At 39.3% G+C, this 12,960-nt stretch carries 4 protein-coding genes and 1 pseudogene; 4 read left to right on the forward strand and 1 reads right to left on the reverse strand.

What is annotated here, in order from left to right:
• The first annotated feature begins 46 nt into the window (after positions 1 to 46).
• The 4 genes from HMPREF1517_RS07200 (at position 47) to HMPREF1517_RS07215 (ending at position 12,112) form a co-directional block, all read left to right on the forward strand.
• On the forward strand, positions 47 to 1,324 hold the full coding sequence (locus tag HMPREF1517_RS07200) for a carbohydrate-binding domain-containing protein (protein WP_037600593.1): 1,278 nt from the start codon (positions 47 to 49) through the stop codon (positions 1,322 to 1,324).
• Positions 1,325 to 1,357: 33 nt separating this feature from the next.
• Positions 1,358 to 2,380: a glycosyltransferase gene (locus HMPREF1517_RS07205; protein WP_037600596.1), complete on the forward strand. Its 1,023-nt coding sequence runs from the start codon at positions 1,358 to 1,360 to the stop codon at positions 2,378 to 2,380.
• Between the two features lie 267 nt (positions 2,381 to 2,647).
• The gene (locus HMPREF1517_RS07210) at positions 2,648 to 7,129 is read left to right on the forward strand and encodes a glycoside hydrolase family 70 protein (protein WP_037600599.1); all 4,482 of its coding nucleotides are present in this window, start codon (positions 2,648 to 2,650) and stop codon (positions 7,127 to 7,129) included.
• A gap of 426 nt (positions 7,130 to 7,555) precedes the next feature.
• The gene (locus HMPREF1517_RS07215) at positions 7,556 to 12,112 is read left to right on the forward strand and encodes a glycoside hydrolase family 70 protein (protein ID WP_037600602.1); all 4,557 of its coding nucleotides are present in this window, start codon (positions 7,556 to 7,558) and stop codon (positions 12,110 to 12,112) included.
• A 208-nt stretch (positions 12,113 to 12,320) separates the two neighbouring features.
• Here HMPREF1517_RS07215 and HMPREF1517_RS07220 read toward each other — a convergent pair.
• Positions 12,321 to 12,803, reverse strand: a pseudogene (locus tag HMPREF1517_RS07220) (IS110 family transposase); the annotation flags it as partial.
• Positions 12,804 to 12,960: the final 157 nt, after the last annotated feature.

A 12,960-nucleotide genomic window follows, 5' to 3' on the forward strand; every position in this document is an offset into this window, starting at 1 on the left:
AGTCCCGTAAACTGTAATCATCCAAACGAACCCGAGAGGAAAAAATATGAAATCAAAAAAACTAAAAAAATGGACGACTTTATTGACCTGTGCGACTGCTCTAACAGTCATGACAGCTTGTAGCCAATCAAGCAGTCAGTCAACTGGGACGACGTCAAGCACTACATCAAAAACAAGTGCAGTAACAGTAACGACCAGTAAGAAAACAAATAAGAACAACAGCAACTATTTTACTTCTAAAGATTCTGATACCTCTTATAATGAAAGCTCAGCTACTAAGATTAAGTTATCAGGCTCATCTGCGGATGTTTCAGGTGATGGTGCAGCCCTATCAGGTTCAACCGTAACCATCTCCAAAGCTGGGACCTACGTCATTTCAGGAAAATCCGACGGTGTGCAAATCAAGGTAGACGCTGGTGATTCAGACGATGTCCATATTGTTTTAGATGGCGTTACCATGACAAATACAAATGCAGCAATCAACGCCACAAAAGCTGGTCATGTCTATCTGACACTTAAAGATGGCACTACAAACACACTTTCTGATTCAAGTTCTAATAGTGATGAAGATGCGGATGCTGTGATTTTCTCTAAAGGAGATTTGACCATTAATGGTTCAGGTACTCTAAACATTGATGCCAAGAAAAACAACGGTATTAAAGCAAACGACAGTCTTCATATAACAGGCGGTACCTACAAGATTACTTCAGTTGGTGATGCCTTCAATGTCAATGATGAACTTAATATCACAGGAACAACCATGACCATTGAAGCGGAAGAAGATGGCGTTAAGGTCGACAATGATGACGACACATCGGTAGGGACCATGTATCTGTCTGACAATACCATGACTATCAAGGCTGGTGACGATGGTATTCATGCCTCTGGTGACCTGATTATTGATAGCGGTACTTACAAAGTTGAAAAATCAACCGAAGGTATTGAAGGTAAATCTGTGACTATTAATGGCGGAAATATCGATGTCTATGCGACAGATGACGGTATCAATGCTGCTAATAGTAATGCCAGTCAAAGTGAGATTTTCTTCAAGATGACAGGTGGAACTCTTAATGTCGAGGTTGGTCAAGGTGACACAGACCCAATTGATTCAAATGGTGATATTACCGTTACGGGTGGAACGATTAACTTAACCGGTCAATCTGGCTTTGACTTTGACGGTTCAGCGACCTATACCGGTGGTGACATTACTATCAATGGTGAAAAACAAACTAAGATTGAAAACTCAATGCCTGGTGGGGGTGGCCCTCAAGGTGGTGGTCCCCAAGGTGGTGGGCAACCAGGTGGCTTTAGCGGAGGTCACTAAAGAATCATAGGATGAAACAGAAAGGAAGTGCCTATGTATATTATTATTCCAGCTTATGAACCAGACACTCGCCTGATTCAGGTGGTTCAAGATATTACTTTAAAACTCCCTAAATCACGCATTATTGTTGTCAATGATGGGAGTGGACCACGCTATAACGACTATTACGACGAAACAGCCCTTTTTGGAGCTACGGTCCTTAAACACCCGATTAATAAAGGAAAAGGAGCCGCTCTAAAGACTGCTTTCGCTTATATCCAAGAAGAAGTGGTCAGCCAACATCTGTCTGCTCAACCTATAGTAACAGTTGACAGCGATGGTCAGCATCTGATTAAGGATATTGTCCGTGTAGCCAAGGCGACCGAGGAAAATCCAAGTCATCTTATCTTGGGTGCGCGTGCCTTTGTTGGTAAAGTGCCAGCACGAAGTCGCTTTGGAAATAAAGTGACTGCGGGGCTTTTCCGTCTAGTAACAGGTCAGAAGGTAACGGATACCCAGACGGGGCTTAGAGGCATGTCAACGGACCTGATTCCATGGTTGCTTAATCTAGATGGCAATCGTTTTGAGTACGAGTTTAACATGTTGCTTGAAGCCAAAAAGTCAGGTCACCAAATCTCTGAAGTCCCAATCGAGACCGTTTATCTGGAGGAGAATAAAAGCTCGCACTTTCGGCCCATTCGTGATTCCATCCGTATTTACAGCCCTTTTTTAAAGTTCTCTGGCACGGCTGTCTTGGCCTCAGTCATTGATGCAACCGCCTTATTTGTGCTCTTTGCCTTAACGAAAAATCTCCTCCTTTCGGTCGTGCTAGCTCGAGTGATTTCGGCTTCCAGCCAGTGTCTACTAAACGCTAATGTGGTCTTCAATCCGACAAGCTCCCTCTTTAGATCAAGTGTTCGCTACTTTATGTTGGTCTTGGTTCTCTTAGCTTGTAACTATTTCTTACTTAGCAGCTTAGTGGCTATTGGTTTGGGACTGGTTCTGGCAAAATTGGTAACAGAAACCTTGCTCTTTTTAGTCAGTTACAGGGTTCAACATAACGTGGTTTTTGCTTAATAGCTGGCTTGAAAATTGCCAACTGATTGCATAGAGATAGCTTAATCAGTGACTTCTAAAAACTTTCCTAAAAAATAGAAAAAGACTACCGTTTTCTAGATTCGGTAGTTTTTAATATTTGTCAAAATATTTTTCAATTTACATTATGATTAAAAAGTTAAAAGGTCTGATAAAGTTTCCAAATACTTGAAAAAAATATGCTATAATGAAATTGTTTGAATTATGTAGATTTTCATTCAAACTAGGAAAATGAAATGAGGACCTAAAATGGGAAAAAAGGTACATTATAAGCTTCACAAAGTTAAGAAGCAGTGGGTGACGATTGCCGTCACTTCGGCAGCACTTGCCTCTATCGTAGGTGGTGCTACAGTAGCTAATCAAAAGGTTTCAGCCGATGAAACAACGAAACCAGTTGCCTCTACGACAGCTGAAAGCGATGTTGTGGTAGAAACGCATGAAGTAGCCGCTCCTGAAGCAACTGCTACGACAGATGCGACAGCAGTAACAACTGACAAGGCTGCTGATACTACAACAGTCGAAACTCCTGCGGCAGTAACCACTGCAGCAGACACCACTACTAATACGGCAGCACCAGCAGCAACTGATCGTGCAGCAGTAGCAAATGGTGCGACAACAGAAACACCAGCTGCAACTTGGACTGCGACAGATACAACGCTTACAGTAGCTGAAAAACCAAAATCTGGTGTTACTGAAAAAGAAGAAACAGCAGCACTCTCTTTGGACAACATCAAACAAGTTGATGGTAAATACTATTATGTCAAGGAAGATGGTTCATACAAAACAAATTTTGCTGTTTCAGTTAATGGCCAGTTGCTTTACTTCGGTAAAGACGGTGCTTTGACAAGCACATCAACACACTCATTCACACCAGGTACAACTAATCTAGTTGATGCTTTCTCTTCACATAATCGTGCTTACGATTCTAAGAAAGAAAGCTTCGAGTTGGTAGATGGATACTTGACACCAAACAGCTGGTATCGTCCAGTCACTATTTTGGAAAATGGTGAAAAATGGCGTGTATCAACTGAGAAAGACTTTCGTCCACTTTTGATGGCATGGTGGCCTGATGTAGATACACAAGTTGCCTACCTCAATACTTTCTCTAAACACTTTAACCTTAACGCAACTTATTCAACCAGCCAAAGTCAATCTGAATTGAATGCAGCTGCTAAGACAATTCAAATTAAGATTGAACAAGAAATTTCAGCTAAAAAATCAACTGAATGGCTTCGTCAAGCAATTGAGTCTTTTGTAAAAGAACAAGACCAGTGGAATACTACAACTGAAAACTATACCCTTGCTGACCACCTTCAAGGGGGAGCTCTTCTTTATGTCAATAATGACAAGACACCTTGGGCAAATTCTGATTACCGTTTGCTTAACCGTACACCAAGTAACCAAGATGGTTCTCTAAATGGTACAGGAAGATATTTGGGTGGTTATGAATTCCTACTTGCCAATGACGTTGATAACTCAAATCCAGTTGTGCAAGCTGAGCAGTTGAACCAAATTCACTATCTTGTGAACTGGGGATCAATTGTTATGGGTGATAAGGATGCTAACTTTGATGGTATCCGTGTTGATGCAGTTGATAATGTTGATGCAGACCTTCTCCAAGTTTATACAAACTACTTCCGAGCAGCCTTTGGTGTGGATAAATCTGAAGCCAATGCACTCGCTCACATTTCTATCCTTGAAGCTTGGGATTTAAATGATAATGCTTATAATCAAAAACATGATGGTGCAGCCCTTGCCATGGATAATAACCTTCGTTATGCAATTATGGGTGCACTTTATGGATCAGGCTCTTCATTGAAAGATTTGATTACTAGCAGTTTGACAGACCGTACAAATAATAGTAAGTATGGAGATACACAAGCTAACTACATCTTTGCGCGTGCTCATGATAACCTTGTTCAAGATATCATTCGTGATATCGTTCAAAAAGAGATCAATCCAAAATCAGATGGTTATACCATGACTGATGCTGAATTGAAACGTGCCTTTGAAATCTATAATGAAGATATGAAGAAGGCAGAAAAACGTTATACTATTAACAATATTCCAGCTGCCTATGCTTTGATTCTTCAAAATATGGAGCAGGTAACTCGTGTTTATTATGGAGATCTTTATACGGATAACGGCCAATATATGGCTACCAAGTCTCCTTACTACGATGCTATCACAACGCTCTTGAAGAACCGTATGAAATATGTTTCAGGTGGACAATCGATGAAAGTCGACACGTTCAATGGAAAAGAAATCTTGTCATCTGTTCGTTACGGTAAAGATATTATGACTGCTGACCAAACTACGGGTGTAGCAGAAACAAGTAAACATTCTGGTATGTTGACACTTATTGCCAATAATCAGGATTTCTCACTGGGTGATGGTACGTTGAAAGTTAACATGGGTAAACTTCATGCTAACCAAGCCTACCGTCCATTACTTCTTGGTACTGATAAGGGAATTGTCACTTACGAGAATGATGCAGCTGCAGCTGGAAAAATTAAATACACCGATGCTGAAGGGAACTTGACTTTCAGTGGAGATGAAATCAAGGGATATCGAACTGTTGATATGAGAGGTTATCTTGGTGTTTGGGTACCAGTAGGTGCGCCTGATAACCAAGATATCCGTGTTAAAGGTTCAGATAAGAAACTTGACAAGACATTTTCTGCTACTGAAGCATTGGACTCACAAGTTATCTATGAAGGTTTCTCAAACTTCCAAGATTTTGTTGAAAAAGATAGCCAATATACTAATAAATTGATTGCAGAAAATGCGGAACTCTTCAAGTCATGGGGAATCACATCATTCGAGATGGCTCCTCAATTTGTATCGGCTGATGACCGTACTTTCCTTGATTCTGTTATCCAAAATGGCTATGCCTTTACTGACCGTTATGACCTTGCCATGAGTAAGAATAACAAATATGGATCTAAAGAAGATCTTCGTGATGCACTTAAGGCGCTTCACAAGCAAGGTATTCAAGCAATTGCTGACTGGGTTCCAGATCAACTTTATCAATTGCCAGGACAAGAAGTTGTAACAGCAACACGTGCTAATAGTTATGGTACTCCAAAGGCCAATGCTTATATCAATAACACTTTATATGTTGCAAATTCTAAATCATCAGGTAAGGACTTCCAAGCTCAATATGGTGGTGAGTTCCTTGATGAGCTCCAAAAGAAATATCCACAGTTGTTTGAAGATGTGATGATATCAACTGGTAAGAAGATTGATCCATCTGTTAAAATCAAGCAATGGTCTGCTAAGTACATGAATGGTACTAATATCTTGGGTCGTGGTAATCGTTATGTTCTCAGTAACGATGCTACGGGTCGCTATTATCAAGTTACTGATAATGGCATCTTCTTGCCAAAACCTTTGACAGATCAAGGTGGTAAGACAGGATTCTACTATGATGGTAAGGGCATGGCCTACTTTGATAATAGTGGTTTCCAAGCTAAGAATGCTTTCATTAAATATGCTGGAAATTACTATTACTTCGATAAAGAAGGTTATATGTTAACTGGTCGTCAAGATATCGATGGTAAGACTTATTTCTTCTTGCCAAACGGTATCCAGCTTCGTGATTCTATTTATCAACAGGATGGTAAATATTATTACTTTGGTAGCTTTGGTGAGCAGTACAAAGATGGTTACTTTGTATTCGATGTACCGAAAGAAGGTACTTCAGAAACAGAAGCTAAATTCCGTTATTTCTCACCAACTGGAGAAATGGCTGTTGGCTTGACTCATGCTGGTGGAGGATTGCAATACTTTGATGAAAATGGCTTCCAAGCTAAAGGTACTAAGTATGTTACTCCAGACGGAAAACTCTACTTCTTCGATAAAAATTCAGGTAATGCCTACACAAATCGTTGGGCTGAAATCGATGGTATCTGGTATGAATTCAATGATCAAGGCTATGCACAAGCTAAGAAGGGTGAATTCTACACAACAGATGGCTCAACATGGTTCTACCGTGATGCAGCTGGTAAAAATGTGACAGGTTCCCTTACTTTGGATGGTCACGAATACTACTTCCGTGCAAATGGTGCCCAAGTTAAAGGTGAATTTGTTACTGAAAATGGCAAGATTAGCTACTACACTGTAGATAATGGTTACAAGGTTAAAGACAAGTTCTTCGAAGTAAACGGCAAGTGGTACCATGCTGATAAGGATGGTAACCTCGCCACAGGTCGTCAAACAATTGACCACCTTAACTATTACTTCAATGCTGATGGAAGCCAAGTCAAATCTGATTTCTTCACTCTTGATGGTGGTAAGACATGGTACTATGCCAAAGATAATGGTGAAATCGTGACAGGTGCCTATAGCATTGGCGGTAAAAACTATTACTTCAAAGAAGATGGTAGCCAAGTTAAAGGTGACTTTGTTAAGAATGCTGATGGTTCACTTTCTTACTATGATAAAGATTCAGGGGAGCGTCTCAATAACCGTTTCTTGACAACTGGTAACAATGTTTGGTACTACTTCAAAGATGGTAAGGCTGTAACAGGACGCCAAAATATCGATGGTAAAGAGTATTACTTTGATCATTTGGGACGTCAAGTTAAAGGTAGCCCAATCAGCACACCAAAAGGAGTAGAATACTACGAATCAGTTCTTGGAGAACGTGTGACAAACACATGGATCACTTTCCAAGACGGTAAGACTGTCTTCTTCGATGAAAATGGTTATGCTGATTTTGATAAATAATCAATCAATCTAATCTTAATCTGAGAGATTAAGTGAAAAACGATATGATTTGACATGAATTTATAGGTGAAATTTCTTGAAAACGAGAATCGTTTAAAGAAATTTTGCCTTTTTTTGATCCTTAAAGAAAAAAATCTGACAAATATCAATTTTGAGTCAGAAAGGCTACAAATGTTATTAAATCAAGTGTTCTAGACATTTTCTAAAAAAATAGTTTCAGTTATCAAATGATATAAAAATGAGAATTGAAAACCTATGAAACAGGCTTATTACAAAAATTTTCTAATATTAATATTATGTTACATATATTTTATAAAAAAACAATTAATTCGAGAAATAGTTAGAAAATAATGATATAATGTAATTGTTTGAAATCGGATAGATTTCAGTCTGATTTTGACAAATAAAATCACGGGGAAAATTATAATGGAAAATAAGGTACACTATAAGCTTCATAAAGTTAAGAAGCAATGGGTTACAATTGCAGTTGCCTCTGCAGCACTTGCTACTGTCGTAGGAGGATTGTCTGCAACAACATCTTCAGTTTCAGCGGATGAAACTCAAGTTAAGACAGTAACTCAACCAAATTCAGATACAACAGCCGATTTAGTTACTTCTACTGAAGCAACCAAAGAAGTCGATAAACGTACAAATACAAAAGAAGCAGATGTTTTGACACCTGCTAAAGAAACAAATACTGTCGAAACAGCAGCTACAACGAATACACAAGCAACAGCTGAAGCAGCTAAAACAGCAACTACTGCTGATGTAGCAGTGGCAGCTGTTCCAAATAAAGAAGCAGTTGTGACAACAGATGCACCAGCTGTTACTACTGAAAAAGCAGAAGAACAACCAGCTACAGTTAAGGCTGAAGTCGTCAATACAGAAGTTAAAGCTCCTCAAGCTGCTTTGAAAGATTCAGAAGTGGAAGCAGCACTTTCTTTGAAAAACATCAAATACACTGATGGTAAATATTACTATGTTAATGAAGATGGTTCACACAAAGAAAACTTTGCCATTACTGTAAATGGTCAATTGCTTTACTTCGGCAAAGATGGCGCCCTTACAAGTTCATCAACACACTCTTTCACACCTGGAACAACAAATATTGTTGATGGTTTCTCAATCAATAACCGTGCCTACGATTCATCTGAAGCAAGTTTTGAATTGATTAATGGTTATTTGACTGCTGATAGCTGGTACCGTCCAGTTTCTATCATCAAAGATGGTGTGACTTGGCAAGCATCAACTGCAGAAGATTTCCGTCCACTTTTGATGGCTTGGTGGCCAAATGTAGATACGCAAGTTAATTACTTGAACTACATGTCTAAAGTCTTCAACTTGGAGGCTAAGTACACAAGCACAGATAAGCAAGCAGACTTAAATCGTGCTGCTAAGGATATCCAAGTTAAGATTGAACAAAAGATTCAGGCTGAAAAATCAACACAATGGTTGCGTGAAACTATCTCTGCCTTTGTTAAGACACAACCACAGTGGAACAAAGAAACTGAAAACTATTCAAAAGGTGGAGGAGAGGATCACCTTCAAGGTGGAGCCCTTCTTTATGTGAATGACTCACGTACACCATGGGCAAATTCTAACTATCGTCTTTTGAACCGTACGGCTACTAACCAGACTGGTACGATTAATAAGTCAGTTCTTGATGAGCAGTCTGACCCAAACCACATGGGTGGCTTCGACTTCTTGCTTGCTAATGACGTAGACTTATCTAACCCAGTTGTTCAAGCGGAACAATTGAACCAAATTCACTACCTTATGAACTGGGGTTCAATTGTTATGGGTGACAAGGATGCTAACTTCGATGGTATCCGTGTCGATGCGGTAGATAATGTCAATGCTGACATGCTTCAACTCTACACAAACTATTTCCGTGAGTACTATGGTGTAAATAAATCTGAGGCGCAAGCTCTTGCTCATATCTCAGTTCTTGAAGCGTGGAGTCTTAACGACAACCATTACAATGACAAGACTGATGGTGCTGCGCTTGCCATGGAAAATAAACAACGTTTGGCCCTCCTTTTCTCATTGGCTAAACCAATTAAGGATCGTACACCAGCTGTAAGTCCTTTGTATAACAATACTTTCAATACGACTCAACGCGATTTTAAGACTGACTGGATTAACAAAGATGGAAGCACTGCCTACAACGAAGACGGTACAGCTAAACAGTCTACAATTGGTAAATACAATGAGAAATACGGAGACGCGTCAGGAAACTACGTCTTTATCCGTGCCCATGATAACAACGTTCAAGATATTATTGCTGAAATCATTAAGAAAGAAATCAATAAAAAATCAGATGGTTTCACTATCTCTGATTCTGAAATGAAGCAAGCATTTGAAATTTACAACAAAGACATGCTCAGCAGCAATAAGAAATATACCTTGAATAACATCCCTGCAGCTTATGCTGTAATGTTGCAGAACATGGAAACGATCACTCGTGTCTACTATGGAGACCTTTATACAGATGACGGTCACTATATGGAAACTAAATCACCATATCACGACACCATCGTTAACTTGATGAAGAACCGTATCAAGTATGTATCTGGTGGACAAGCGCAACGTTCTTACTGGTTGCCAACTGATGGTAAGATGGACAATTCAGATGTTGAACTTTACCGCACAAGTGAAGTCTACACTTCAGTACGTTATGGTAAAGACATCATGACAGCTGACGATACAGAAGGTTCTAAATACAGCCGTACCTCTGGTCAGGTAACTCTTGTAGTGAATAATCCAAAATTGACTTTGCATGAGTCAGCTAAACTTAATGTTGAAATGGGTAAAATCCATGCCAACCAGAAATACCGTGCTTTGATTGTTGGTACAGCTGATGGTATCAAGAACTTTACATCTGATGCAGAGGCAATCGCAGCAGGTTACGTGAAAGAAACAGACAGCAATGGTGTCTTGACTTTCGGCGCTAATGACATCAAGGGTTATGAAACATTTGATATGTCAGGTTTCGTAGCAGTTTGGGTTCCAGTCGGAGCTTCAGATGATCAAGATATCCGTGTAGCACCTTCAACAGAAGCTAAAAAAGAAGGCGAATTGACCCTTAAAGCGACTGAGGCTTATGATTCACAATTGATCTACGAAGGATTCTCAAACTTCCAAACTATCCCGGATGGTTCAGATCCTTCAGTCTATACTAACCGTAAGATTGCTGAAAATGTTGATTTGTTCAAATCATGGGGCGTAACATCATTTGAAATGGCACCACAATTTGTATCTGCCGATGACGGTACCTTCCTTGACTCAGTTATCCAAAATGGTTATGCCTTTGCAGATCGTTATGATCTTGCCATGAGTAAGAACAATAAATATGGTTCTAAAGAAGATCTTCGTGATGCTCTTAAAGCCCTTCACAAAGCGGGTATCCAAGCAATCGCTGACTGGGTTCCAGACCAAATTTACCAATTGCCAGGTAAAGAAGTCGTAACAGCGACTCGTACTGACGGTGCAGGACGTAAGATTGCAGATGCTATCATTGATCACTCACTTTATGTAGCTAACTCTAAGTCATCAGGTAGGGATTACCAAGCTCAATATGGTGGCGAATTCTTAGCTGAACTTAAAGCTAAGTACCCTAAAATGTTCACGGAAAACATGATCTCAACTGGTAAACCAATTGATGATTCTGTTAAATTGAAACAATGGAAGGCTAAATACTTCAACGGAACAAACGTTCTTGACCGCGGTGTTGGCTATGTACTTAGCGATGAAGCAACTGGTAAATATTTCACTGTCACTAAAGAAGGTAACTTCATTCCTCTTCAATTGACAGGAAATGAAAAGGCTGTTACTGGGTTCTCAAATGATGGTAAGGGAATCACTTACTTCGGTACAAGTGGTAATCAAGCTAAATCTGCCTTTGTTACTTTCAATGGAAATACCTATTACTTTGATGCACGTGGTCACATGGTTACAAATGGTGAATACTCACCAAATGGTAAAGATGTTTATCGTTTCTTGCCAAATGGTATCATGTTGAGCAATGCCTTCTATGTTGATGCTAACGGTAATACTTACCTTTATAACTATAAAGGTCAAATGTACAAGGGTGGTTACACTAAATTTGATGTAACTGAAACTGATAAAGATGGTAATGAATCTAAGGTTGTGAAATTCCGTTACTTCACTAATGAAGGTGTCATGGCCAAAGGTGTTACGGTTATTGATGGCTTCACACAATACTTTGGAGAAGACGGTTTCCAAGCTAAAGATAAATTAGTAACCTTTAAAGGTAAAACTTATTACTTTGACGCACACACTGGTAATGCTATCAAGAACACTTGGAGAAACATTGAAGGTAAATGGTATCACTTTGATGAAAATGGTGTTGCCGCTACAGGTGCTCAAGTTATCAATGGTCAAAAACTTTACTTTAATGAAGATGGAAGTCAAGTTAAAGGTGGCGTTGTTAAGAATGCAGATGGTACTTATAGTAAGTACAAAGAAGGTTCTGGAGAATTAGTTACTAACGAATTCTTCACAACTGATGGAAATGTATGGTACTATGCAGGCGCTGACGGTAAGACTGTTACAGGTGCTCAAGTTATCAATGGACAACACCTCTACTTTAAAGAAGATGGAAGTCAAGTTAAAGGTGGCGTTGTTAAGAATGCAGATGGTACCTATAGCAAGTATGATGCTGCAACAGGTGAACGCTTGACTAATGAGTTCTTCACAACAGGAGACAACAATTGGTACTATATCGGTACTAATGGTAAGTCAGTGACTGGTGAAGTTAAAATTGGTGACGATACTTATTACTTTGCTAAAGATGGTAAACAAGTAAAAGGGCAAACAGTAAGTGCTGGCAATGGTCGAATCAGCTATTACTATGGTGATAGTGGTAAGAGAGCTGTTAGCACATGGGTAGAAATTCAACCAGGAATCTACGTTTACTTTGATAAGACTGGTATTGCTTACCCACCTAGAGTGTTAAACTAATAGATTGAAAAGGAGAACTTCGGTTCTCTTTTTCTACCATTTGCCAAGTCTATCAAGGCTTTAAGTAAAAAAAGAGATAAGATAGTGGCTATTCTGAGGTTACTGTCTTATTTTTAACACTTTTTGATCCATAAATGGGCATGCTAAAAAAACACCTCATCTGGTATTTTTTGAAACAAGGTGTTACCATAATACGGCATAGACAGCCTTATCGATTTTGGGTCAAAGAGTAATCGTAAAGTTTGTTATGCGTAATGAGGTAATACATTGTTCGAATGAGACGATGTATAGAGGAAATCGTATGTGGCTTAGTTGAAGCTATTGTCGATTGTCTGTTTCGTTTCTCATAGAAATCTGCGATATGACAAGGATTGGTATGGCTAGCTGAAGCGATATTGCGAATAGATTTGTACAGAATTTTTCTTGCACAAGGATTCCCACGCTTAGTAATATGCTCTTGACCTAGGAAATCTCCCGACTCATAGTGTTTGAGATCAATACCGATAAAAGCGTTGATTTGATTAGCAGACGTAAAGCGACGAATGTCTCCTAATTCGCCAATAACGCTTGTACCCGTTGTCTCTGCGATGCCAGGAATAGAGAGAAGAATCACATATTCAGGTAGAGGTTTAGCTAACTCTATCAACTGTTCTAAAACTTGTTCTCGACGGCTTGTCAACCTTATAAGTTTGGCTCTTTGTCAACTGTAGTGGGTGACGAAAAGCTAACATCTAGAGAGGACCAGATAGGTCTTCTCTTTTTGTATATTCAGAGTGATGAAAACACGCTTTCTAAAGTTGATAAAATTTTTAAAACCGAAGCCCAGACGTTTAATATCTTTGATAAGC

Source organism: Streptococcus sp. ACS2, from assembly GCF_000525585.1.
In the GTDB taxonomy this organism is placed as follows: domain Bacteria; phylum Bacillota; class Bacilli; order Lactobacillales; family Streptococcaceae; genus Streptococcus.